Here is a 23,427-nt window from a genome sequence, read left to right as displayed (position 1 = left end):
CACAGTCGCAATACCAACCGGTCGCGGCTCTTCCCGTTCGACTTCGCCAGAAAGGTGACAAGTGGACTCGTTCACACCAACAACCAAGACCCAGGCTGCGATGACGGCTGCACTGCAGTCGGCGTCGTCGGCGGGTAACCCCGAAATCCGGCCTGCCCATCTGCTGGTCGCATTGCTCGACCAGACCGACGGCATCGCTGCCCCACTACTCAAAGCTGTAGGCGTCGACCCCACGGTCGTACACCGTGAAGCACAGGCAATCGTCGATCGCCTACCCAAGACAACCGGCGCAAGCTCCACCCCGCAACTCGGGCGTGAGGCACTCGCGGCACTCACTGCTGCTCAGCACCTCGCCACCGAGATGGACGACGAATACGTCTCCACCGAGCACGTCCTCTACGGACTGGCCGGCGGGGACTCCGACGTCGCACAGTTGCTCGTACGTCATGGCGCCACCCAGGACGCATTGCGTGAAGCCTTCACCACCGTCCGCGGCAGCGCTCGCGTCACCAGCCCGGAGCCCGAGGGCACCTACCAAGCGCTGGAAAAGTACTCCACCGACCTCACCGAAGCTGCACGTAGCGGCAAGCTCGACCCGGTGATCGGTCGCGACACCGAGATTCGCCGTGTCGTGCAGGTGCTCTCGCGTCGTACCAAGAACAACCCGGTACTCATCGGTGAGCCCGGCGTCGGCAAGACCGCGATCGTGGAGGGCCTTGCCCAACGCATCGTCGCGGGTGACGTCCCGGAATCCCTGCGAGGCAAGACCGTCGTGTCCCTGGATCTCGGGTCCATGGTCGCCGGTGCCAAGTTCCGCGGTGAATTCGAAGAACGCCTCAAGGCTGTCCTCGACGACATCAAGAACAGTGCCGGACAGGTCATCACCTTCATCGACGAGTTGCACACCATCGTCGGCGCCGGAGCCACCGGTGAATCCGCGATGGACGCAGGCAACATGATCAAGCCGATGCTCGCCCGTGGTGAGCTACGGCTGGTCGGTGCGACCACACTCGAGGAGTACCGCAAGTACATCGAGAAGGACGCAGCACTCGAGCGTCGTTTCCAGCAGGTGCTCGTCGGTGAGCCCTCGGTCGAGGACACCATCGGTATCCTGCGCGGCCTCAAGGAGCGCTACGAGGTGCACCACGGCGTGCGCATCACCGACTCCGCGTTGGTGGCGGCTGCCGCGCTGTCGGACCGCTACATCACGTCGCGGTTCCTGCCGGACAAGGCCATCGACCTCGTGGATGAAGCCGCATCGCGACTTCGTATGGAGATCGACTCGCGTCCCGTCGAGATCGACGAGGTGGAACGCACGGTTCGCCGACTCGAAATCGAAGAAGTGGCACTCGAGAAGGAAACCGACGACGCGTCCAAGGCTCGGCTCGAGAAGCTGCGTCAGGAACTCGCGGACGACCGCGAAAAGCTCAATCAGCTCAGCACCCGCTGGCAGAACGAAAAGCAGGCCATCGACTCGGTGCGCGTGCTGAAGGAACAGCTCGAAACCCTGCGAGGAGAGTCCGAACGCGCTGAGCGTGACGGCGATCTGGGCAAGGCAGCCGAGTTGCGCTACGGCCGTATCCCGGCGCTCGAGAAGGAACTGGAAGAGGCAGCAGCCGCTTCCGGAGCTGCCTCCGACGGTGACGTGATGCTCAAGGAAGAGGTCGGGCCCGACGACGTCGCAGACGTGGTCGCAGCCTGGACCGGAATCCCCGCCGGCCGGATGATGGAAGGCGAAACCGAGAAGCTACTCCGCATGGAGTCCGAACTCGGCAAGCGCGTCGTCGGCCAGACCGACGCCGTCGTCGCCGTCTCGGATGCGGTTCGCCGCGCCCGAGCAGGTGTCGCCGACCCCAATCGGCCCACCGGTTCCTTCCTGTTCCTCGGCCCGACCGGCGTCGGTAAGACGGAGCTCGCCAAAGCCTTGGCGGACTTCCTCTTCGACGACGAGCGCGCGATGATCCGCATCGACATGAGCGAATACGGTGAGAAGCACTCGGTGGCCCGACTCGTCGGTGCTCCTCCGGGATACGTCGGCTACGAAGCCGGTGGCCAGCTCACCGAAGCAGTTCGACGACGCCCGTACTCCGTGGTCCTCTTCGACGAGGTCGAGAAGGCACACCCCGACGTGTTCGACGTCTTGCTCGCAGTGCTCGACGAAGGCCGACTGACCGACGGTCAAGGCCGCACGGTGGACTTCCGCAACACCATCTTGATCCTGACCTCCAACCTGGGATCCGGTGGCACGCGGGAGCAGGTCATGGATGCGGTACGCCACGCGTTCAAGCCGGAGTTCATCAACCGTCTCGACGACGTGGTCATCTTCGACTCGCTCTCCGAGGAGCAGTTGGAGCACATCGTGGACATCCAGCTCGAGCAGTTGCAGAAGCGTCTGGCTGCGCGTCGTCTCACCCTCGAGGTGAACGGTGCGGCTCGGATGTGGCTCGCAGTGCGCGGCTACGACCCGCTGTACGGCGCTCGGCCATTGCGTCGACTCGTTCAGCAGTCGATCGGCGACCAGCTCGCCAAGCTGCTCCTGGCCGGCAAGGTCCAGGACGGCGACACCGTGCACGTCGGTGTCAGCGAGGACGCGGATCAGTTGGTTCTCTCCTGATTCGGTAGGCGGAATGCCCCGTCGATCCACTTGGATCGGCGGGACATTCGCATTTTGTTCTACCCTGGATGGCTGGATGCTCGAACCGGGGACGAGTGCACCCGCGCCTCTCCGAACGACTTCGACGCTCTTTCGTCCCAACCGAAGGTGAGCCAGGCATGACCGATGAGAACGATCCGCGTAACTCGGGTGGGCCGCGCCGTGAGGATCCCGAGGCCACCGAGGTGTGGGGGCGTACGCCCGACCAGCCGACGGAGCAGTACGGGACGGTGTCCGGCCAGAATCCGAACCAGCCGACGGAGTATTTCGGTCAGCCGCCGGGGGCACAGCAGTATCCGGGGGCACAGCAGTATCCCTACGGCGGACCGGATCAGAACACGGAGTACTTGGGGCAGCAGGGGCAGCAGCCGAATCCCACTCAGGCGTTCCCTGCCTACAACCCGCAGTTCGATCCGCAGGCGCCGCCGCCTGGTGCGACGCAGGCCTATCCGCCGTACACCGCTCAGCAGTACGGGAACCCGGATCAGTACGGGAACACGCAGCAGTACGGAAATACACAGCAGTATCCGGTTGCCGGTGGTGGCGGTGGAGTTCCGCCGGAACAGCCGTTCATCGACGATGGATCGTCGGGCGGCGGTAAGAAGCGCAAGCTCGCGACGTGGGTGGCCGCCGGTGTGGTCGGGATCCTGGTCGCCGTGATCGCGATCATCGCGTTCTCGGCGTTCGGCTCGAACGACAAGGGCACCCAGACCGCTTTCGTTCCCCCGACCACCACGACGCAGGCGCCCACCACGACACCGCCGAAGGCCAGCACCACGGCGCCGACTCCGACGACGGATTCTCCGCTCAGCCAGCTTCCAGGCGGGCTCGGCGAAGTCATCGGTGACGCCGGGGGAGCCGTCGGCACCGTGAAGTCGAACGACGGCGGCACGTTGGTCATCGATTCGATCGGGGGTTCGCAGGTGACGATTCTGACCACCGCGGACACCACGCTCATCGCGCTCAACCGCGCCACCATCGCCGATCTGCAACCGGGAGACAACATCGTCGTGGACGGAACGCCTGTGGAGAACGGCACGATGACCGCTAACACGATTCTGAGTACGTCGCTGCCGAAGTTCGGCAACTGAGTCGTTCACGACACATCGGGCGAGTCCACCAGGGTGTCGCGGGAGGTTGAGGCCGCGAGTCGCTACCCTGGAGGGTGATGACTGGAATGTGGTTCGGACTGGCAGCAATTGCACTCGCAGGCGCGGGTGCGCTTCTGTACGTCGACAGGACGAGGCGAGATCAATCCGGGCGAGTGCGTCAGATCTGGGCCAAGGCGCAGGGTTACACGTACACGGCCACTGACGATCAGCTGGCAGGCGAATGGCACCGCGCGGTCATGGCCAAGCAGGACTACCTCACTGCTACCGACGTCGTCCGCGGCCGCCGTCGCGGAGAGCAGTTCGTGCTGTTCGACCTGGAGGAGACCGCAACCATCGTGGCTGTTCGCCGCGAGATCGGGTCGGACGTCGACATCGATCTTCGGTTGAAGTCGACGGCTCCGCCCAAGGACGGCGACCTGAACCTGTTGGGTGCGATCGGTTCACGAGTCGTCTTCGCGACCGATCTCGAGATCGCACGTCGTGTCTGTGATCAGCGCATGGTGGCGTTCACCGAATCGGTTCCGCCGTCGATCAGCATGCTGTGGAGCGAAGGGCAGTGGACGCTCGGTTCGCTTCCGGTGACCAGTAACGGCCGGGACTGGGACGCGGCAATCGAGTCGGTTGCGCGCCTGTCCGGCATTCTGCATGTCCTGCCTCCCGTCACCGATCCCAACGAACTCGAGGTCGATCACGATCCGAGCCGCCCGCGGCCGGGCGCCGAGAAGTCTCGCCCAACTCCGGATCCGGTAGAACAGCCCCGTTCGCGTCAAGAGCAGCCGCCCCGTGACGCTCCGCCGCGTGAATTTGCCCCGCGTGAGTCCGCACCGCGTGAGCCCGCACCGCGGGAATCTGCGCCACGTCCGGATCAACCGCTGCGCAAGCCCGAGGCGGCTGACAAGCCGGCTCAGCGCCCGGCGTCGCAGCGCTCGGGCACAATTCGCCCGGTCGACTGACCTTTAAGGTTCCCGTCCAGGCGCGATAACCACTAGCGTGGCCGGTATGTCGACTTCCCACTCGGATCGCCCTGTGCGTCCCGTTGCCCTGGTGACTGGACCCACCTCTGGTCTCGGCGCCGGTTTCGCCAAGAAATACGCCTCCCTCGGATACGACCTGGTTCTCGTCGCACGTGACGAGGTCAGATTGCACGACCTCGCGTCCGAGTTGAAGACGATGTTCGGCACCGAGTCGGAGATTCTGGTTGCCGATCTCGCATCGGAGGCCGGACGCGACACGGTCGCGCTTCGTTTGGAGAAGGGCGTCGAGGTGTTGGTGAACAACGCCGGATTCGGTACCTCCGGCGAGTTCTGGACCGCCGATCCGGCGCTCCTTCAGTCTCAACTCGACGTCAACGTCACCGCCGTGATGCGGCTGACCCGTGCGGCGCTGCCCAGCATGATCGCGTCGGCGCACGGAACGATTGTCAACGTGGCGAGCGTCGCGGGCCTGCTGTCCGGGCGGGGTTCGACGTATTCGGCAAGCAAGGCCTATGTCATCTCGTTCACCGAAGGGCTGTCCGGCGGGTTGGCCGGGACGGGAGTGCGCGTGCAGGCGCTGTGCCCGGGCTTCATTCGCACCGAGTTCCACGAGCGCGCGGGCATCGAGATGTCCACGATCCCCAAGCCGATGTGGCTGAGCGTCGACCAGGTGGTTGCGGCGTCGATGAAGGATCTCGGTGACGACAAGGTCATCAGTATTCCGGGATTCCAGTACAAGGTCCTCACGACGGCCGGGCGTCTCGTTCCCAAGGGGCTGGTTCGCCGGCTGACCAACATCGTCGGACGAGGCCGCGGGCGCACGTAGCCCAGAGGCGGAAGCCGGACGTCGCCCAGAGGCAGAAGCCGAACACAAGGTAGTGGTCGGTAGGCTGAGCACTCATGAGCGATCGTGAGGATTTGGCTGCGCTGGTGCGCGAATTGGCTGTTGTACACGGAAAGGTGACGTTGTCCTCGGGCAAGGAAGCCGATTACTACGTCGACCTTCGCCGCGCGACACTTCACCACAAGGCAGCGCCGCTGATCGGCTCGCTGCTGCGTGAACTGGTCGCGGACTGGGATTTCGACGCCGTCGGCGGTTTGACGATGGGCGCCGATCCGGTTGCGATGGCGGTGATGCACGCTCCCGGACGCCCGATCGATGCGTTTGTCGTCCGCAAGGCTGCGAAGGCCCACGGGATGCAGCGCCAGATCGAGGGCCCGGACATCGTCGGCAAGCGTGTCCTGGTTGTCGAGGACACGACCACGACGGGCAATTCGCCGTTGACAGCAGTGAAGGCCCTGCGCGAGGCAGGGGCCACCGTGGTCGGAGTCGCTACGGTCGTCGATCGCGCCACGGGTGCGGATGCGGTGATCGGTGCCGAGGGCGTCGAGTACCGCTCGCTGCTGGGCCTGGAAGATCTGAACCTGAGCTGACGCCCCGTGAGTGGTTAAGGAGTCCCTGCGCTCCTCAACCACTCACAGGGGTCAGTCGCCTACGGTGACGGCGAGTGCTTCGTCGACGCTGTGCGGCGCGGGATCGTGGTCGTCGACGTGAGCGAGAACCTTACGTCCGCTCGACAGGACGAATACGGCGGCGAGGGTGAGCACCGCGCCGACCCAGAACGGCATGTGGACGTTGGATTCGCCGAGCTTGCCGGCTACCCACGGAGCAGCGGCGCCGCCGACGAATCGAACGAAGCTGTAAGCAGCCGAGGCGGTCGACCGCTCCACGGGAGCTGAGATCATGACGGTTTCGGTGATGAGTGTGTTGTTCACGCCGAGGAACAAACCGGCGAGGACGACACCGACGATCAAGACGATCTTGTTCTCGGTGAAGAGCGCCATCATGCCCAGGTCGAGTGCGAACAGGGTCAGTGCCAGCATCATCATCGGCAGGGTGCCGAAGCGTCGTTGCAGGCGAGGGGCGAGGAAAACCGACGAGATCGCCAGCATCAGGCCCCAACCGAAGAAGATGAATCCGATCGGGTACGCCCCCATGTCGAGGGGGAACGGCGTGTACGCGAGCAGCGTGAAGAATCCGTAGTTGTAGAGCAGCGCGGTGATGGCAACGGTGAGTAGCCCGCGGTGCCGCAACGCCTGGAAGGGCGCAGCGATGGACGTGTGGTGTTCGGGCTTGGGTGCGCTCGGAAGCATCACCACGATGAGAATGAAGGCGACCGCCATCAGGGCTGCGACGCCGAAGAACGGTGCGCGCCAGCTGATGTCACCGAGAACTCCGCCGACCAGCGGTCCGACTGCGATACCGATGCCCAATGCAGCCTCGTACAGGATGATCGCCCGTGCCACGCCGCCGCTGGCCGCGCCGACGATTGCCGCGAGCGCCGTTGCGATGAACAGTGCATTGCCGAGTCCCCAGCCCGCACGGAATCCGACGATCTGGCCGATGGTGCTGGAAGCGCCTGCCAGAGAAGCGAACACGATGATGATGGCAAGGCCTGCAAGAAGTGTTTTCTTGGCGCCGATGCGGCTGGACACCACACCGGTGATGAGCATGGCCACGCCGGTGACGAGCATGTAGCTGGTGAACAGCAGCGAAACCTGCGACGGTGTGGCGTCGAGTTGTTCGCCGATCGGCTTGAGGATCGGATCGACCAATCCGATGCCCATGAAGGCGATGACGCTGGCAAAGGCTACCGCCCACACCGCTTTCGGTTGTTTCAGGAGGCTCGGCGGAGCCTCGTTCTGGTGCGTTGATGTCGCGGTCGTGTTGCTCACGGCCACCTCCTTTTTCAGTGGTGGGTGTTTCAGCTGGGATCGGAAGTCTTGATGATGGACCGCAATTCGGCCAATCCGTCGGCCAGTTTCTTGATCTGCTCAGGCCCGAGTTCGACGAAGTGGGGGACTAGAGCGTCGGCGATCTCGTTTCGACCGTCGTTCAAGATCTTTCGGCCCTTGTCCGTCATGGCCACTCGGACTGCCCGGGCGTCCTCGGGGTCGGCGCGGCGTTCGACGTAACCGTTCTCGCCGAGTTTGCGCAGTAGTGCAGTGGCAGAGGGCTGCGAGCTTCTGTCGAGTCGAGCGAAGTCGCTGATCCGCATTTCGCCGTATTCCTCGAGTAACGAGAGTGCGCGCAGCCAGGCGCGTGGGTACTGATCGGACGCGAAGGAGCCCGCCAGCTTCGCGAAGCGGTGCGTATTGCTCACGAGGTCGACGAGTAGTTCGTGCAGTTGCTGTTCTTCGTCTGTCACGAAGAATATTATTGCATAGGTTAACTATGTAAATCAACGAGTCCGTGGAAGGTGGTCCGTCACGGCGGTGGCTACCAGCGACGGCACATCGAGGTCGGGTGCGACGAGTGTGAGGCTTCGATTTGCCGCCAGCACTGCGATGCCGTGGGTTCCGGTCCAGATGTTCAACGCAGATGTGGTGGGATCGGAGGCGTCGGCCTCTTCGGTCAGGGATTGCAGGGCGGCGAAGAGTGGGAGAGAAGACTCTCGGAGGTTGCTGCCTGCGCCCTCGAGGAGGTCGTGGCGAAACATCAACTCGAACATCGCCGGTCGCTCCTGGGCGAATGACACGTATTCGATTGCTGCCGAGATCAATCGGCTACGAGCGGGTTGTTTGCCGGCGAGGACGGGATTGAGTCTGTCGGCGAGATCGCGCAGGCCGTGTGAGGCAATTGCGGCTAGCAGGCTGTTGTGGGTCGGAAAGTATCTCCGCGGGGCGCCGTGCGACACGCCCGCCCGACGCGCTATCTCCCGTAGCGTCAGTTCTGTGGCGCCGTCGGCATCGAGAATCTCGACGCCGGTGGCGACGAGTGTTTCGCGAAGGCTGCTGACAGTCATGGAAGACAGTGTCTACTATTCTCGCCGTAGACACTGTCTACTAGACGGAAAAGGTGATGCCCTGTGCTCTATTGGCTGTTCAAATACGTCCTGATCGGCCCGGTCCTCTGGCTGTTCGGGCGGCCGACGATCGAGGGGCAGCACCACATCCCCAAGAAAGGGCCGGTGATTCTCGCCGGCAACCATCGGGCAGTCGTCGACTCGTTCTTCCTGGTTCTCATGGTGCGCCGACGCATCACCTTCGTCGCGAAGAGTGAATATTTCACCGGGACCGGTGTGAAGGGCGCGATGCAGCGCTGGTTCTTCGGTGGGGCCGGTCAGGTGCCGATCGACCGTAGCGGCGCCGACGCCTCCCGTGCGGCGTTGGACACGGCCATCGGGATTCTCGACAAGGGTGGTGTCTGGGGGATCTACCCCGAGGGAACACGATCACCCGACGGTTGCCTGTACAAGGGAAAGACCGGAGCGATGCGAGTTGCCTTGGAAACCGGGGCGCCGGTCATTCCCGTAGTCGTACACGGCGGCGACGCAGTCAACCCGCCGGGTACGCGGATGTGGCGCTTCAGCAAGGTCCGGATCACGGTAGGGGAGCCGATCGACTTCTCTCGGTACCGCGAACTTCGTGGCTACCAGGCCGTCGTGCGTGCGGCGACGGACGAATTGATGGCAGTGCTCTGTGACCAGTCGGGGCAGGAATACGTCGATGTCTACGGCGCGGACGTCAAATCCGGCGATGCCGCCTGAGTGACCCAGTACGGTCGCTGTTGGACGTGTAACCAACAGGAGGATTGTGATGGCGGGCAAGTGGGGCATCGAGCACGCAGTTTTTGCGGCGGCGACGGCAGCGACAGTGTTCGGGGCAGTAGTCGGTAACGAGCGGGTTCAGCAGATCGCGAAGCCGTTGATCGCACCCGCTCTGGCCGCCCGAGTGCTGCGCAAGCGCTCGGAGACGGAAACTGCCGATACCGCACTGCTTCTGGCCGGTCTCGCCGCTGCAACTGTCGGCGACGTGTTCATGATCGACCCGGACAACGATGCTCGTCTGATCAAGGGCGCGTCCTCGTTCGCGGTGATGCAGGCCAGTTACTCGGCGCTCCTGCTGCGGCGCGGCGCTCGGCCGACCCGCGCTGCCCTGCGGCCCCGCATCAGCGGTTGGTCGACGGCGTCCGGACTGCTCCGTGCCAAGGCCCCGAGCGTGTCGACGCCGCTCACCGGATACGGATTGATGTTGGGAACCACCTCGACGTTGTCGGCGGACCCCGCTCTGGCACCGCAGTCCAAGGCCGTGCTCGATGTGGTCGTCCCGAACAAGGATCGACGCTCCTGGCTCGGATTGGGCGGAGTGCTCTTCACCGCATCCGACGGACTGATCGTGGTGCGTCGTCTGTTCATCCGCGGGACCGCCGGCCGCGCTGCTGCCGAGGGTGTGATCCTGGCGTCGTACGCGGGAGCGCAGCTGATGCTGGTGGAGGGCATGTTGGCGCTGGGGCGCAAGAAGAGCGTCTAGTCTTTCACGGGCACAGCATGATTCGGTCTCGGTTCTTCGGGTCCACCATGACGGTGACCGTGGATCCGGGAGTGATCTTGTCTTTGTACTCGGGTCGGATCTCGTACTCGATCCGGCCCGAGTACGAATCGGAACCTGGAACCGTGAGGTGGAGTGCGAGCTTGGCCAATTCGCCGTCGACGGTTCGGCGCAGGGGTGTGACGGTGTCGATTCGTGCCCACCCTTCGAGGCCGTGCTTTTCGAGTTTGCGCTCGGCGCGGGTCGGGCGGTTGGCCCATGCCATTCCGAATCCGAGAACCGAGCCGAAAGCGGCGAGCAGCCCGCCGATCTGATAGGGCAGCGTGCCAGGCGGAGTGTGCTCGACCAGCCATCCGAGCCACACGGCGAGCACGATCAGATACCCCACCGCGATGAAACACACGGTGTGTACGACGCGACGGTGATTCATCAGATTTCCTCCACATCCAGGATAGCCTGACCGGATGAGCGAACCGAACGTCTTCATCACCGGTGCTGCGGCTGGAATCGGGCGGGAGACGTCGCTGTTGTTCGCGCGCAACGGATACCGCGTCGGCGCGTTCGACATCGACGACGCCGGCCTTGCCTCCTTGAAGGCCGAGATCGACGGTTTCGGTGGGAGCGTCGTGACAGGTGTCCTGGACGTCACCGATCCGGCCGGATGGGCGCAGTGTCTGGCCGATTTTGCCGGGGAGTCCGGGCGTCTGGACATCCTGATCAACAATGCGGGCGTGCTCTCGTCGGGACGGTTCGAGGATATTTCTCTTGCGGCGCATCGCCGAATGGTCGACATCAACATCACCGGCACCCTCAACGGCACGCACACGGCTTTCCCGTACCTCCGCGATACCGTCGGCGCCCAGGTGGTCAATCTGTGCTCCGCTTCGGCGATCTACGGCCAGCCCGAACTGGCGACGTACGGTGCAACCAAGTTCGCGATCCGCGGCCTGACCGAGGCGCTCGATCTGGAATGGGCACAGCACGACATCCGTGTTCTCGCGCTCTGGCCGTTGTTCGTCCAGACCGCGATGGTCACTGGAATGGACACCGGAGCCACCAGATCGTTGGGTATCAAGCTGACTGCAACCGACGTCGCGCAGGAACTGTGGGCGGCCACACGCGGCGCCGGACGGATGCACAAGGTTCACTACCCGGTCGGAACTCAGGCGAAGCTCTTCCTCAGCGCGTCGCGGTTCTCGCCCGCGTGGCTCTCACGGCTGATGAACAAGCGCGTCACCAGCACTTAGTCGACCACACGATAGAGTGCACTGTCGGCTGTTGCTGGGCCAAGATGACGTGTGTGGAGGTAGTCGGGTGGTTCGTGTTCGGGTGGGGTTCGTCTTGTTGGGCGTCGGGTCGGCGCTCGTGCTCGCAGGGTGCAGCGGGGAGGCGGATTCAGCGCCGACCGTAGCGGCGCAGCCCAGTTCGTCCACCACTACCGCAGTGCCGACGACAACCACCACCGTCGCGCCCGTCGTCCCCACGACCACCGAACCACCGACCACGACGCTGCCACCGACGACGACGCTCACGGATGTGCAGTTCGAGCGCAACGAGTCGTACTACTTCACCACTCCCGACGGAAACTTCCAGTGCGGCATCATCAAGTTGCCCACCAGAATCGAAGCCGGGTGCGAGGGAACGACCACTCCCGTTCCGCCGCGGCCGGAGAGCTGCATGGTCAACTGGGGCAACGGTATTCGCGTCACCGACGAGGGTGAGGGTGCTTTCATGTGTTCGGGCGGAGAGGTGTACACCTCTGGCGGCCCCGACGCCGATCCGGTGTTGGCGGCCGGTCAACCGCTGAGCAAACTGGGTTTCACCTGTACGACCACCGCGACAGACGTCTCGTGTGTCAACGATCAGACCACGCACGGCTTCACCGTGGCTGCAGATTCCAACGAGGTGTTCTGATGACCGAAGTCGCAGCTGACGACGTGTCCGGCGGGGCCAGTGAACCGGGACCCACCGAGTGGGGCGAGAATCCCAACGGCGTCGGACCCTGGGCCGAGGAGCGCGACACGGAAGCGCCGACCGACGCGCGCTACGACCCGGTACTTCTGGCCGAGGGTGATCGTCGAAACGTCTTGGACGAGTATCGGTACTGGACGCGGGAAGCGATCGTCGAGGACATCGACTCGCGCCGTCACACGATGCATGTCGCCATCGAAAACTTCGCGCACGACGCCAACATCGGCACGGTGGTCCGCACGGCCAACGCGTTTGCCGCGGCCGCGGTCCACATCGTGGGGCGTCGGCGCTGGAATCGGCGGGGCGCCATGGTGACCGATCGATACCAGCACATCGTTCACCACGCAGACATCAGCGAGCTCGTCGAGTACGCCCGTGAGAATTCACTCACGATCGTGGCCGTCGACAACACCCCGGGGTCGGTGCCGCTGGAAACGGCAAGCCTGCCGCGGGAGTGCATCCTGCTGTTCGGTCAAGAAGGCCCCGGAGTGACCGATCATGCGAAAGAGGTTGCGTCCATGACGGTCTCGATCGCACAATTCGGTTCGACTCGCAGCATCAACGCCGGTGTCGCGGCCGGCATCGCGATGCACGCGTGGGTACGTGAGCATGCCGATCTCGCCGATTCCCGCTGATCTCGCTCGCGAATTCCGGCTAGCGTGTAGCGCCTCGACCAGACAGGATAGGTAGTTATGCAGGAAGTGTGGGCAGAGCGGGCCGATGCGGCTGAGGGCGCGATAGTCAGTCGTCACCTTCGGCGCCTGTGGGGAATGCCCCGGACAGCACTCGGCGTGGTTGCCTGGCCTGCTGTTCGACGCGAGCGGATGTTCAAGCCGTGGCACTACTGGTGGCAAGCGCACCTGCTCGATACTGCGATCGACGCACTCGAACGTGACCCGACCCCCAAGCGTCGTCGCCGGGTCGCGAAGGTTGCCCGCAGTGTGCGGGTCCGCAACGTCTCGGCGTGGACCAACAACTACTACGACGACATGGCGTGGCTGGGCCTCTCGCTCGAACGTGCGCAACGCATGTTCTCGGTCGATCACCGAACTGCGGTTCAGGCGCTCGAATCGCAACTCTTCGATTCGTGGTCCCCGGCCGACGGCGGCGGTATTCCGTGGTGCAAAGGCTCCGATTTCTACAACACACCGGCAAACGGACCCGCCGGAATCATGCTGGCGCGCACCGGAAAACTCTGGCGTGCGCAGGCAACGGCCGACTGGATCGACGAGACACTGCGGGATCCGGACTCCGGACTGATCTTCGACGGTATCCGCCGCGACGGCACCCTCGAGCGCGCGATCTATTCGTACTGTCAGGGCGTCACGCTGGGGTTGGAAACCGAGTTGTCGACGCGATTGGGCGAGCCGCGTCACCGCGAGCGAGTCCACAAACTCGTCGACGCCGTGTACGACGGCATGACCGAGTACGGAGTCATCACGGGCGGTGGCGGAGGCGACGGCGGACTGTTCAACGCAATCCTGGCTCGCTACCTCGCGTTCGTGGTGGTGAACCTGTCCTGGGAGACTCACGAGGACCTGCGAGCGCGCGAACTCGCAGCGCAGATCGTTCTGTCCTCCGCGGAAGCGGCCTGGAACAACAGACTGCAGATCGAAGGTCTGCCGCTGTTCGGGCACGACTGGACCAAGGATGCTCAGTTGCCGAGTCTGTCCGGCGACATCGCCACCTTCGCCGCCGGAACGGTGCGCTCGTCGAGCGTGCCCGAGCGAGACCTCTCGGTGCAGGTAGGTGGGTGGATGCTCATGGAGGCGGCATTTGTCGTCTCGGCGGCTGGATACCCGCGTAAGCGTTAGGCTTTTCCCTCATGGAATCCCGGCACGTGGTCGACACGGACGGCGTACGTCTTCACATCGATGTCGGTGGGGCAGGGGCGGACGTTCTGGTTCTCTCCGGCGGCCCGGGATGCGTTCACTATCTTGCTCACGACGAGCTGGTTCCGGAAGGAATGCGCGCGTGGTGCCCTGAGCCACGCGGAGTCGGCCGGTCCGGTGGCGGCGCTCATACGATGGCGCAGGCGGTTGCGGACCTCGAACTCGTCCGACGCACGTTCGAGATCGACAGCTGGGTCGTGTTGGGGCACTCGTGGGGATCCGACTTGGCGGTGCGGTACGCACTCGACTGTCCGGAATCGGTGTCCGGCGTCGTCGGCATCGCGGGGCACGGCCTCCACAAGGACCGGACATGGTCGAAGCAGTACGAAGCGGGAATCGAGCCGGACCCGCAGATACCTTGGGAACCTGTTGTCTGGCAATCGCTTCAAGAATCGTTCATCGAATGGATCCATGAACCACAGCTGTTTCGGCAGTTGGCCGACTCACCAGTGCCCATGACATTTCTCGCGGCGGCCGACGACATTCGCCCGTCGTGGCCGTTGCAGCAACTGGCCGAGCTCGTGCCTAACGGTAGTTTCGAGGTCGTCGACGGTGTCGCGCACAACTTCTGGCAGTCTCACCCGCTCCTGTGGAGGAAGATCGTCACCGAGGCTTGTGCGGCGCACTCTCGGCTCTCCTGATTTCCACCAGGATCCGCTCCGCGACGGTCTGGTATCCCAGGCTCCGATTGACGGTCAGCATCGGGTGATTCTCCGCGTTCACCGTTGTGTAAATCTTTCGCACGGAGGGAAATTCAGCTGCCAACACAGACGCTTGTTGCTCCTTGACCCACTGAGCGAGACCGTGTCCGCGGTGCTGGGGAAGTACCACGGTGTCGTGCTGCGATGCGTGGGTGCTGTCATGTTCGTCCACCGTCACCACTGTCGCTGCGGCTACTTCGCCGACGCTGTCGTCGACCGCGCAGCACACCAGGAGTACTTGAGAGCCACCCGTCATCTTCTGTTCCCACGATCTGACCTCGTCGGCTCCCCAATTACGTTCGGGCACCTGCAGTTCAGCGCCCGGCGCGTCGAGGAGTCGGTTCAAAGCCTCCGAGAAGGAGTGGATCAGCTCGTCCGGGGTTCGGTTGCGCCAACTGACGATTCGATAGCCGGGGCGGGTGCTGTGTGCGGTGGGAGGGCTGAGGTGCTGAACCTGGTTGGCCAACCGAAGCAACACGCGGTGACCGTCGAACGATCGCAGGAAATGCTCGGCTGCGCTTCCGACGAGCGCCGTCACTCTGATTCTTCGCACGCCGAACCCGGCGATGTCGACTTCGACGAGTTCGGCAAGCGCTCGTCCTACCCCTCGTCGCTGCGCGTGGGGTGTCACGTACATCCGAAACTCTGCGAGATCGGCTTCGGCCGAGTTGCGTCGTGCCTGGGCGATGCCGAGGACCTCGTCGGTGCCGGCGTCGCGTGCAATCCAACGCCGTACATCGGCCGAATTGTCCTCGGCCTCGATCATTTCCATCAGCGCAGTCGCTGTCGGCGCAGTCCCGGACAGGTGACGTTGGCCTTCGGCGAACACCTCACACCACTGATGAAGAACAGTTGCTGTCGCTCCGGACGGTACGAACTCGGCTACGACTACGCGGCTCACCCATGTGACGATACCGACCTGCCCACCCTGAGTTGGAATCACGCGAACCCTAACCCTGTCGGACTGCGGCGGCAGTTGCCAGCATTCAGGCATGTCTGATTCTCCGCGCCAACTGAGCCTCAACGCGTTCATCCACCCCGCCGGTCATCACGAAGCGGCGTGGCGTCATCCGTGGACAACCCCGGAACGTCTGTTCGACGTCACGTATTTCCAGGAGATCGCTCGCACTGCTGAGGCGGCGAAGTTCGACGGAATCTTCTTCGCCGACGGTCCCGCGTTGCGCAGCGACGTCGAGCACGGTCCCGCAGGGACATTGGAGCCGATCACCTTGTTGACGGCCATTGCAGTGGCGACCGAGCGAATCGGATTGATCGCGACGGCGTCGACCACGTACTACGAGCCGTACAACCTGGCTCGGCTGTTCGCCTCGCTCGACCACATCTCGAACGGACGCGCGGGGTGGAACATCGTCACCACGGGTACGGATCTGGCGGCAGCCAACTTCGGGCTGGCCAAGCACCCGGATCACGGGGACCGGTATTCGCGTGCAAGGGAATTCGTCGACGCGGTGGTGCGGTTGTGGGACAGCTGGGAGGACGACGCGATCAGTCTGGACCGGGAGAACGGAATCTACGCGGACAGAAACAAGATTCACGAGATCAACTACGTCGGGCGGCATCTGCGGGTGCGGGGACCGTTCAACGCACCGCGGACTCCGCAGGGATACCCGGTGCTGGTGCAGGCCGGTGCGTCCAACGACGGTCGCGCATTTGCCGGTCAGTACGCGGAGGCGATCTTCACAGCGCACCAGAGACTTTCCGATGCTCAGGCGTTCTACATCGACATCAAGTCGAGGGCTGCGCAGTTCGGGCGTAACCCCGACCACGTCAAGATCCTGCCCGGAATCAGCCCGTTCATCGGTGACACCGAGGAGCAGGCCAAGGCGCTCGAGCGAGAATTCAACGAGTTGACCTCGCCGGAGTACGGCCTCGCGCAACTCGGTGCACTCACCGGGGCCGATGTTCGGAATCTGGAACTGGATGCACCGGTTCCTGTCGAATTGTTCGCGGCTGCAGGGGATGTCACCGACAACAAGCAAAGCAGATTGCAGGTGATCGCCGGCATCGTCGAGCGCGAGCGTCCGACGGTTCGGGGACTCCTTCATCGATTGGCGGGTGCGCGCGGGCACCGGGTGTTTGCCGGAACCGCCGAGCAGGTGGCCGACACGATCGAGGAGTGGTTCACCAGCGGTGCTGCTGACGGCTTCAACGTCATGCCGCCGTATTACCCGGGTGGACTCGAGATCTTCACCGAGCGTGTGGTCCCGATCCTGCAGGATCGCGGTCTTTTCCGGACCGAATACTCGGGTACGACCCTTCGTGATCATTTCGGTTTGCCGAGGCCCGAGAGCCAGTTCTCGGGTAGTGCCTCTGCAGTGCAGTAGGCCCGCCCGCTGTTGTCGATAATGACAATGGTTACCATTAAGGAATGAAGCAGCTACCGGTAACCGTGCTGTCCGGATTTCTGGGCGCAGGCAAGACCACACTCCTCAACCACATTCTCGCCAATCGCGATGGCCGGAGGGTCGCCGTCATCGTCAACGACATGAGCGAGATCAACATCGACGCGGCCCTCGTCGCGGGCCAGGGTCATCTCGACCGCACGGAAGAGAAGTTGGTCGAGCTGACCAACGGATGCATCTGCTGCACGCTGCGTGAGGATCTGATCGACGCCGTCGGCGCTCTCGCGCGAGAAGGACGGTTCGATCAGTTGGTGATCGAGTCCACCGGCATCTCCGAACCGATGCCGGTGGCGGCCACCTTCGACTGGGAATTCGAGGACGGATTCAGCCTCGGCTCGCTCGCGAAGCTCGACACCATGGTGACCGTGGTGGACGCGTCGACCTTCCTCGGCGAACTGGCAAAAGGCGAACGACTGGACGAGCGCAACCTCGAAGCCGGGGAGGGGGACGGACGCAGCATCTCCGATCTCCTGGTCGATCAGGTGGAGTTCGCCGACGTCATCTTGCTGAACAAAACCGACCTGGTGAGCCCGCGGGCGGCAGGAACCGTCGAGGCGACGCTTCGTAGGCTCAACCCCACCGCTCAACTGATTCGAACAGATCACGGCAAAGTCACCCTCGACCGTGTCCTCGAAACCGGTCTCTACAACCCGGAACTTGCTGCGCAGGTACCCGGTTGGGACGAGGAACTGGCCGGTGGGCACACCCCGGAAACCGAGGAATACGGAATACGCAGCGTCACATACCGCGCCTCGCGACCCTTTCATCCGGCGCGACTCGAGGCCGCGCTCGGTCAGTTCGCCGGACTCCTGCGGAGCAAGGGATTCTGCTGGATCGCCAGTCGGCCCGAGTTCGCCGCGATCTGGTCGCAGGCAGGCCCCAACCTCGTCATCGAACCGGCTCAACTGTGGGCGTCGGCGGCGGAGGTGCCAGGGCAGGAGATCGTGTTCATCGGAGTGAAACTGGACCCGGCGGCGCCGTCACGAATCCTCGATCCGGCTCTGCTGACCGATGACGAACTACGCGAAGGGCCGCGGGCATGGACTCGCTACGAGGACCCGCTGCCGGCGTGGGACCAGGGCCACCTGCACTGAGCAGTCAGCTTCTAGTCGAGGACTTCTTCGACCTCGACGTCTTCGGCCGGTCGGGCCATCTCCTTGCGGTACTGCCAGATTCCCAGCGCAGTACCGATGACCAAGCTGACCATCATCACGATCAGCACGGCGGGCAGCAACCACGGCACGCGATCGAGGAACGAGCCACCGTAGAAACCGAGTAGCAGGAGCACGGGCGCCCAGATGATCGCGCCGATGGTGCTCGCGATGGTGTAGCGCGTGTGGTTCATCTTGGCTGCGCCCGCGACCATCGGGCACAGGGTGCGCACCCACGGAACCCAGCGAGCAATCAGGACCGCCCAGAACCCGTGTTTTTCCAACAGGATGTTCACGCGGTGCAGGTTCTTCTCGGTGAAGTACTTGCCGCCCTTACGGGCTTTGATGTGATTGCCGGTCCGGTGGCCGATGACGTACCCGACCTGGTTGCCGGCAATGGCCGCGATCATCGCACCGACAGACAACGCCCACACGTGGCCCGCGCCGGATTCGTGGCCGGCAAGAACGATTCCGGCTGTGATCAGAAGCGAATCACCGGGGAGAAACAACCCGAGGATGATCGCGCACTCGATGAAGACGAACGTGACGACGATGATCCAGACCAACAGAGGCCCGGCAGTCTCGAGCGGGGAGAAACTGCCGGATGCGAGCGTCATCGTCGTCAGTTCTTCGCCTCGTTCTGCAATCAGGGGGTGGGGTCTTCGGGGACTGTCACCGTCGAATTGTCCGTAGTGGAAGTATTCGCCGTTTCACCACGTCTCGACGCCAGAATTCGCTTCCCGATTTCGAAGACGATCGGCAGAACCGACACCAGTACGATCAAGATGAAGATGTAGTCGACATTGTCGCGGATGAATTCGATCTGCCCCAGGAGGTAGCCGAGCAAAGTCACGCCGGCACCCCACAGGATGCCGCCGACGATGTTGTACGTCAGGAACAGTGAGTACTTCATCTTCGAAGCGCCGGCGACAACCGGAGCAAAAGTACGCACGATCGGCACGAACCGAGCCAGGATAATGGTGATCGGGCCGTGCTTTTCGAAGAAGGCGTGTGACTCGTCGATGTACTTCTTCTTGAAGAACCGCGCGTCGTCCGTCTTGAACAGGGCAGTTCCGCCCTTGGCGCCGATGTAGAACCCGACTTGGTCACCCAGAATCGCGGCGATCGGAATGGTCACCAGGAGCACCCACAGCGGCGCGAACGGTTCGATCTCGGTGGACTTGGACGCCGCGATCAGCCCTGCGGTGAAGAGGAGCGAATCGCCGGGCAAGAGCGGAAACAGCAGGCCTGATTCGATGAAGACCACCAGAAGCAATCCCACCAGAACCCACGTTCCGAAGGAATTCAAGAGGTTCACGGGATCGAGGAAGCCGGGCAGCAAGGCCAGGTTCGTCACGGATTCAGTTGCTGCCTGCACATTCACGGTGGCCAGAGTACCGGCCGAATCTGAGTGTTTCCCACCACCGCAGGTCATCGCGTCGGTGGCGGCGGGCCGAGACCGCAAAGAGACGTGACGAGTCGGACTTGCCATACTGCTAGGACCACACGAAGCGCTTTCACATCGCCGAGCGCTCCGAACGACACGTATATGGAGGACTCCCGCCGTGCCTATCGCAACTCCCGAGGTCTATGCCGAGATGCTTGGTCGGGCCAAGGAGCATTCCTTTGCCTTCCCCGCCATCAACTGTGTCGGCTCCGAATCCATCAACGCAGCCATCAAGGGCTTCGCGGACGCCGGCAGTGACGGCATCATCCAGTTCTCGACGGGCGGCGCCGAGTTCGGTTCCGGTTTGGGCGTCAAGGACATGGTCACCGGCGCTGTTGCGCTCGCCGAGTTCGCACACGTGATCGCGGCAAAGTACGACGTCACCATCGCGCTGCACACCGATCACTGCCCGAAGGACAAGCTGGACACCTACGTGCGTCCGCTGCTCGCGATCTCGCAGGAGCGCGTCGACGCCGGTCGTAACCCGCTGTTCCAGTCGCACATGTGGGACGGCTCGGCTATCCCGATCGACGAGAACCTGGCCATCGCCAAGGAACTGCTCGCCCTCTCGAAGGCTGCACGCATCATCCTCGAGGTCGAGATCGGTGTCGTCGGCGGTGAAGAAGACGGCGTCGAAGCCGAGATCAACGACAAGCTCTACACCTCGAGCGAAGACTTCGAGAAGACGGTCGATGCTCTGGGCATCGGCGAACAGGGCAAGTACCTCCTTGCCGCCACCTTCGGCAACGTCCACGGTGTCTACAAGCCGGGCAACGTCAAGCTCAAGCCCGAGGTTCTCGAAGAGGGCCAGAAGGTCGCCGCTGCCAAGCTCGGCCTGGCTTCCGGTTCGCAGCCCTTCGACTTCGTCTTCCACGGTGGATCGGGATCGTTGAAGTCGGAGATCGAGGACTCGCTGAACTTCGGCGTCGTCAAGATGAACGTCGACACCGACACCCAGTACGCGTTCTCCCGTCCGATCGCCGGACACTTCTTCACCAACTACGACGGCGTCCTCAAGGTCGACGGCGAGGTCGGAAACAAGAAGGCATACGACCCGCGCAGCTACCTCAAGAAGGCCGAAGCCGGCATGACGGCTCGCGTCGTCGAGGCGTGCAACGACCTGAAGTCGGCCGGACGCTCGGTGTCGGCAGGCTGATCGGTTTCACAACTGCGCTTCACAGAACAAAATGCGCGCCGGCGAAATTCTCGCCGGCGCGCATTTTCTGTTCAGGTACCTACTTGCTGGGATCGCAGACCTTCCACGTGCCGTCCTGGCGCTCGAGGTCGAACGTGCGCCACGACTGCTCGCCCGTGCTCGGCAAACTCGCCTGGACCTGAGCGATCGCGGTGTCGTCGGTGATGCGCACCGCGTCGACGGCTCCGACCTGCGGGATCGTCTTCTGCGCGACGGCATTGTCGTGGACCTGCGCGAACGCTGCGTCGGGAATGGTGCGGTAGTACTCGCCCAACGCCCCACAGGTCGACGTTCGCAGCGTTGCCAGATCGCCGGTCTGCAGAGCGTCGACGTACGTCGAGATGGCGGTCTGGACCTGAGCTTCGGGTGAGCTTTCACCGCTACCGCTGTTGGACGAGACGAATACGGCGACGCCGATCGCCGCGAGGACGGCGACGCCGGCCGCTGCTGCCGCGATGTACCAGCCCTTGCCGCTGCGCTTGGTCTTCTCCGGCGCGGCGGGCTCGATGCGAGTCGGCATCGGCTGAGCCGGCGGTGGGGTCGCTGCGACACCCACACGTTGAGGCGCGGCGCGCTGCTGCGGTTGAGGCGCAGCGCGCTGCGGTGGTGGTGGGGTCGGAGCCTGCCGGGGTGGTGGTGTCGGCTGCGTGGCTTTCGGAATCGCGACGGTGGCGGGCTCCGGCTTGGGCTGGGGTGTCGGTGCTGCTGTGGGTGCCTGAGTTGCCTTGGGGATCGCGACGGTTGGTGCGCTGGCAGCTTTGGCGTCGCCGTCCGCTTTCGAGGCCTTGTCTGTCTTCTGGATCGCCACAGTCGCAGGTTCGGTCGGGGCCGACTTCTCGGGCGCACCCTTCGGTGCTGCGCTCTTTTTCGAGTTGTCGTCTTTCGAGTCCGGCACGGGTAACCCTTCGGTCTTATGCAGCAATGACCATGTCAGGGTAACGACCGGTATGTAGCCTGCATAACTCCGACCGTCGGCGAGGCGGTCCTGTGGCAGAAAGGCGTAGCGGGCACAATGAGCGCATGACCCAATTCGGTGACCTGCTCGGACCCAAGCCCACTCTGCTTCCCGGCGACGACGACGCGGAATCGGCACTGCTCAACCACGCTGAACCGGCCCAGGTAGCGGCCGACCACCCCACTGCCTCCATTGCGTGGGCCTACCTGGCCGAGGCTGCACTGGACAAGGGCGAAACCATCACGGCCTACGCCTACGCGCGTACCGGATACCACCGCGGACTCGACCAACTGCGTCGCAACGGTTGGAAGGGTTTCGGTCCCGTGCCCTACAGCCATGAACCGAACCGTGGTTTCCTGCGTTGCGTCGCAGTCCTGGCCAAGGCCGCGAAGACGATCGGTGAAGCCGACGAGTACGCGCGTTGCCTCGATCTGCTCGAAGACTGCGATCCCAACGCCGCCGAAGCGCTTGGCCTCGGTTAGCAGTTTCCGTCCGAGCCGGGCCGGCATCAAGGACCGGGCTCGCAAATCGGTGCGTCGACTTCAGACGTCGGCGCTACCGATCATTCAATGTGCCTTGGCGGCCGGATTGGCGTGGTGGGTTGCCACCACGGTGATCGGGCACCACGCGCCGTTCTTCGCGCCGATTGCCGCTGTGGTCTCGCTCGGTCTGTCGTTGGGTGCACGACTACGACGCTCGTTCGAGTTGGTTGCGGGAGTCACGGTCGGTATCGGAATCGGTGATCTGATCATCTCCGGTATCGGGAGCGGACCGTGGCAGATCAGTTTGGTTGTCGTGCTGGCGATGTCCGTCGCGGTGCTACTGAACAGCGGGCCGATCTTCTCCATGCAGGCGGGAAACTCGGCTGTGCTGGTGGCGACGCTGATCCCGCCGGGCGGCAGCGGCGGTCCCGATCGCATGATCGATGCCCTTGTCGGTGGCCTGGTGGGTATCGCGGTGGTCGCGATCATCCCCACCCACCCGGTACGACGCGCGCGCAAGGATGCCGCATCGATCCTCGGAACCGCTTCCGAGGTACTGCAATTGGTGGCAGACGGCCTCGTCGCGAATGACCCGGACCCGATCGTGAAGGCACTGCAGAAGGCGCGCGCAACTCAGGGTGCCATCGACGGGTTGCGCAGTAACCTTCTCGGCGGGCGCGAGATCAGCCGAATCTCCCCGCTGTACTGGAACAGTCGGCCTCGCCTCGAAAGGCTCATGGCGACAGCCGATCCCATCGACAACGCGATGCGCAACATTCGAGTGCTCGCGCGTCGTTCGTTGACGTTGGTCAGGGACGACGAGATCCTCGATCCGCGTCTGGTGGCTCAGGTCGAGCGCTTGTCGAAAGCCGTCGAAGTTCTCGAGGACATGATCCTGGCGGAGCCGGGGGAGCAGCCTGATCAGGCCGAAGCAGCGCGCGTCCTGCGCTCGGTCGCGAAGGAACTGAAACCGGCGATAGTGGAGAACGCGGGCCTGTCCTCGACGGTGGTGTTCGCCCAGATTCGATCGCTGGTCGTCGACCTGTTGCAGGTCGCGGGCATGAAGCGAATCTCGTCGATCGCCACTCTGCCGCCCACCGTGCCTCATCCCGCCTACGAGCCGGATCACTGACCTCTGCC

The 23,427-nt window shown here is 63.7% G+C and carries 25 protein-coding genes; 17 read left to right on the top strand and 8 right to left on the bottom strand.

Annotated features, from left to right (window positions below):
* The first annotated feature begins 61 nt into the window (after window positions 1-61).
* From clpB to pyrE, 5 genes are all read left to right on the top strand, one after another.
* Entirely contained in the window at window positions 62-2,614 is a 2,553-nt protein-coding gene (clpB, locus tag AC1Q6C_RS18665) for an ATP-dependent chaperone ClpB (protein WP_492666730.1), read from the top strand.
* 158 nt (window positions 2,615-2,772) lie between these two features.
* Window positions 2,773-3,744: a hypothetical protein gene (locus AC1Q6C_RS18660; protein ID WP_192712068.1), complete on the top strand. Its 972-nt coding sequence runs from the start codon at window positions 2,773-2,775 to the stop codon at window positions 3,742-3,744.
* A gap of 86 nt (window positions 3,745-3,830) precedes the next feature.
* Window positions 3,831-4,718, top strand: coding sequence for a TtfA family protein (locus tag AC1Q6C_RS18655; RefSeq protein ID WP_054187144.1), 888 nt, complete (start codon window positions 3,831-3,833; stop codon window positions 4,716-4,718).
* 46 nt (window positions 4,719-4,764) lie between these two features.
* Window positions 4,765-5,565 (top strand): SDR family NAD(P)-dependent oxidoreductase, encoded by an 801-nt coding sequence (locus tag AC1Q6C_RS18650; RefSeq protein WP_037131478.1) that lies wholly within the window; start codon window positions 4,765-4,767, stop codon window positions 5,563-5,565.
* A 74-nt stretch (window positions 5,566-5,639) separates the two neighbouring features.
* Window positions 5,640-6,173 (top strand): orotate phosphoribosyltransferase, encoded by a 534-nt coding sequence (pyrE, locus tag AC1Q6C_RS18645; RefSeq protein ID WP_003944385.1) that lies wholly within the window; start codon window positions 5,640-5,642, stop codon window positions 6,171-6,173.
* 51 nt (window positions 6,174-6,224) lie between these two features.
* On the opposite strand, the gene AC1Q6C_RS18640 is transcribed toward pyrE, so the two are convergent.
* The 3 genes from AC1Q6C_RS18640 to AC1Q6C_RS18630 are packed head-to-tail and all read right to left on the bottom strand — an operon-like array spanning window position 6,225 to window position 8,545.
* Window positions 6,225-7,481, bottom strand: a complete 1,257-nt coding sequence (locus AC1Q6C_RS18640) for an MFS transporter (protein ID WP_003944384.1) — start codon at window positions 7,479-7,481, stop codon at window positions 6,225-6,227.
* A 23-nt stretch (window positions 7,482-7,504) separates the two neighbouring features.
* Window positions 7,505-7,948 carry a MarR family winged helix-turn-helix transcriptional regulator gene (locus AC1Q6C_RS18635; RefSeq protein ID WP_003944339.1) on the bottom strand — a complete coding sequence of 148 codons (444 nt, stop codon included), beginning with the start codon at window positions 7,946-7,948 and terminating at the stop codon, window positions 7,505-7,507.
* Window positions 7,949-7,981: 33 nt separating this feature from the next.
* The gene (locus AC1Q6C_RS18630; RefSeq protein ID WP_064443266.1) at window positions 7,982-8,545 is read right to left on the bottom strand and encodes a TetR/AcrR family transcriptional regulator; all 564 of its coding nucleotides are present in this window, start codon (window positions 8,543-8,545) and stop codon (window positions 7,982-7,984) included.
* A 63-nt stretch (window positions 8,546-8,608) separates the two neighbouring features.
* Between AC1Q6C_RS18630 and AC1Q6C_RS18625 the strand changes: the two genes are divergently transcribed.
* Entirely contained in the window at window positions 8,609-9,289 is a 681-nt protein-coding gene (locus AC1Q6C_RS18625) for a lysophospholipid acyltransferase family protein (protein ID WP_492666729.1), read from the top strand.
* A 49-nt stretch (window positions 9,290-9,338) separates the two neighbouring features.
* Window positions 9,339-10,052 carry a lysoplasmalogenase gene (locus AC1Q6C_RS18620; protein ID WP_064443267.1) on the top strand — a complete coding sequence of 238 codons (714 nt, stop codon included), beginning with the start codon at window positions 9,339-9,341 and terminating at the stop codon, window positions 10,050-10,052.
* 4 nt (window positions 10,053-10,056) lie between these two features.
* Here AC1Q6C_RS18620 and AC1Q6C_RS18615 read toward each other — a convergent pair whose 3' ends face one another.
* Window positions 10,057-10,500 carry a hypothetical protein gene (locus tag AC1Q6C_RS18615; protein WP_007726759.1) on the bottom strand — a complete coding sequence of 148 codons (444 nt, stop codon included), beginning with the start codon at window positions 10,498-10,500 and terminating at the stop codon, window positions 10,057-10,059.
* A 34-nt stretch (window positions 10,501-10,534) separates the two neighbouring features.
* Between AC1Q6C_RS18615 and AC1Q6C_RS18610 the strand changes: the two genes are divergently transcribed.
* The 5 genes from AC1Q6C_RS18610 (at window position 10,535) to AC1Q6C_RS18590 (ending at window position 14,574) form a co-directional block, all read left to right on the top strand.
* Entirely contained in the window at window positions 10,535-11,317 is a 783-nt protein-coding gene (locus AC1Q6C_RS18610) for an SDR family oxidoreductase (RefSeq protein ID WP_003944309.1), read from the top strand.
* Window positions 11,318-11,384: 67 nt separating this feature from the next.
* Complete coding sequence (locus AC1Q6C_RS18605; RefSeq protein ID WP_003944380.1) at window positions 11,385-11,984, top strand: DUF6636 domain-containing protein; 600 nt, start codon at window positions 11,385-11,387, stop codon at window positions 11,982-11,984.
* A complete protein-coding gene (locus AC1Q6C_RS18600; RefSeq protein ID WP_081557522.1) occupies window positions 11,984-12,676 on the top strand; it encodes a TrmH family RNA methyltransferase in 693 nt (230 codons plus the stop codon). Before AC1Q6C_RS18605 ends, AC1Q6C_RS18600 begins: the two co-directional genes overlap by 1 nt.
* Before the next feature lie 57 nt (window positions 12,677-12,733).
* Window positions 12,734-13,855 (top strand): glycoside hydrolase family 76 protein, encoded by a 1,122-nt coding sequence (locus AC1Q6C_RS18595; RefSeq protein WP_003944321.1) that lies wholly within the window; start codon window positions 12,734-12,736, stop codon window positions 13,853-13,855.
* 11 nt (window positions 13,856-13,866) lie between these two features.
* On the top strand, window positions 13,867-14,574 hold the full coding sequence (locus tag AC1Q6C_RS18590) for an alpha/beta fold hydrolase (RefSeq protein WP_081557523.1): 708 nt from the start codon (window positions 13,867-13,869) through the stop codon (window positions 14,572-14,574).
* On the opposite strand, the gene AC1Q6C_RS18585 is transcribed toward AC1Q6C_RS18590, so the two are convergent.
* Window positions 14,537-15,535: a GNAT family N-acetyltransferase gene (locus tag AC1Q6C_RS18585; protein ID WP_233272363.1), complete on the bottom strand. Its 999-nt coding sequence runs from the start codon at window positions 15,533-15,535 to the stop codon at window positions 14,537-14,539. The genes AC1Q6C_RS18590 and AC1Q6C_RS18585 overlap by 38 nt on opposite strands.
* Window positions 15,536-15,626: 91 nt before the next feature.
* Between AC1Q6C_RS18585 and AC1Q6C_RS18580 the strand changes: the two genes are divergently transcribed.
* Both AC1Q6C_RS18580 and AC1Q6C_RS18575 read left to right on the top strand, forming a co-directional pair.
* The gene (locus tag AC1Q6C_RS18580; RefSeq protein WP_042452174.1) at window positions 15,627-16,979 is read left to right on the top strand and encodes an LLM class flavin-dependent oxidoreductase; all 1,353 of its coding nucleotides are present in this window, start codon (window positions 15,627-15,629) and stop codon (window positions 16,977-16,979) included.
* 44 nt (window positions 16,980-17,023) lie between these two features.
* Window positions 17,024-18,151 carry a GTP-binding protein gene (locus tag AC1Q6C_RS18575; protein WP_054187136.1) on the top strand — a complete coding sequence of 376 codons (1,128 nt, stop codon included), beginning with the start codon at window positions 17,024-17,026 and terminating at the stop codon, window positions 18,149-18,151.
* 11 nt (window positions 18,152-18,162) lie between these two features.
* On the opposite strand, the gene AC1Q6C_RS18570 is transcribed toward AC1Q6C_RS18575, so the two are convergent.
* Both AC1Q6C_RS18570 and AC1Q6C_RS18565 read right to left on the bottom strand, forming a co-directional pair.
* Window positions 18,163-18,825 carry a DedA family protein gene (locus tag AC1Q6C_RS18570; protein WP_003944306.1) on the bottom strand — a complete coding sequence of 221 codons (663 nt, stop codon included), beginning with the start codon at window positions 18,823-18,825 and terminating at the stop codon, window positions 18,163-18,165.
* Window positions 18,826-18,854: 29 nt separating this feature from the next.
* Window positions 18,855-19,592 carry a VTT domain-containing protein gene (locus AC1Q6C_RS18565; protein ID WP_003944390.1) on the bottom strand — a complete coding sequence of 246 codons (738 nt, stop codon included), beginning with the start codon at window positions 19,590-19,592 and terminating at the stop codon, window positions 18,855-18,857.
* A 181-nt stretch (window positions 19,593-19,773) separates the two neighbouring features.
* Here AC1Q6C_RS18565 and fbaA point away from each other — a divergent pair, with 181 nt between their 5' ends.
* A complete protein-coding gene (fbaA, locus tag AC1Q6C_RS18560) occupies window positions 19,774-20,811 on the top strand; it encodes a class II fructose-bisphosphate aldolase (RefSeq protein WP_007726777.1) in 1,038 nt (345 codons plus the stop codon).
* 79 nt (window positions 20,812-20,890) lie between these two features.
* Here fbaA and AC1Q6C_RS18555 read toward each other — a convergent pair whose 3' ends face one another.
* Window positions 20,891-21,745 carry an Rv0361 family membrane protein gene (locus AC1Q6C_RS18555; protein ID WP_054187137.1) on the bottom strand — a complete coding sequence of 285 codons (855 nt, stop codon included), beginning with the start codon at window positions 21,743-21,745 and terminating at the stop codon, window positions 20,891-20,893.
* Between the two features lie 125 nt (window positions 21,746-21,870).
* Here AC1Q6C_RS18555 and AC1Q6C_RS18550 point away from each other — a divergent pair, with 125 nt between their 5' ends.
* Window positions 21,871-22,287 carry a DUF3151 domain-containing protein gene (locus tag AC1Q6C_RS18550; RefSeq protein WP_007726781.1) on the top strand — a complete coding sequence of 139 codons (417 nt, stop codon included), beginning with the start codon at window positions 21,871-21,873 and terminating at the stop codon, window positions 22,285-22,287.
* Window positions 22,274-23,419 carry an FUSC family protein gene (locus tag AC1Q6C_RS18545; protein WP_003944297.1) on the top strand — a complete coding sequence of 382 codons (1,146 nt, stop codon included), beginning with the start codon at window positions 22,274-22,276 and terminating at the stop codon, window positions 23,417-23,419. Before AC1Q6C_RS18550 ends, AC1Q6C_RS18545 begins: the two co-directional genes overlap by 14 nt.
* Window positions 23,420-23,427: the final 8 nt, after the last annotated feature.

It is taken from the genome of Rhodococcus sp. MT28 (assembly GCF_058792695.1).
The sequence above is the reverse complement of the archived record's forward strand: the minus strand, read 5'-3'. Positions and strand labels throughout refer to the sequence as shown.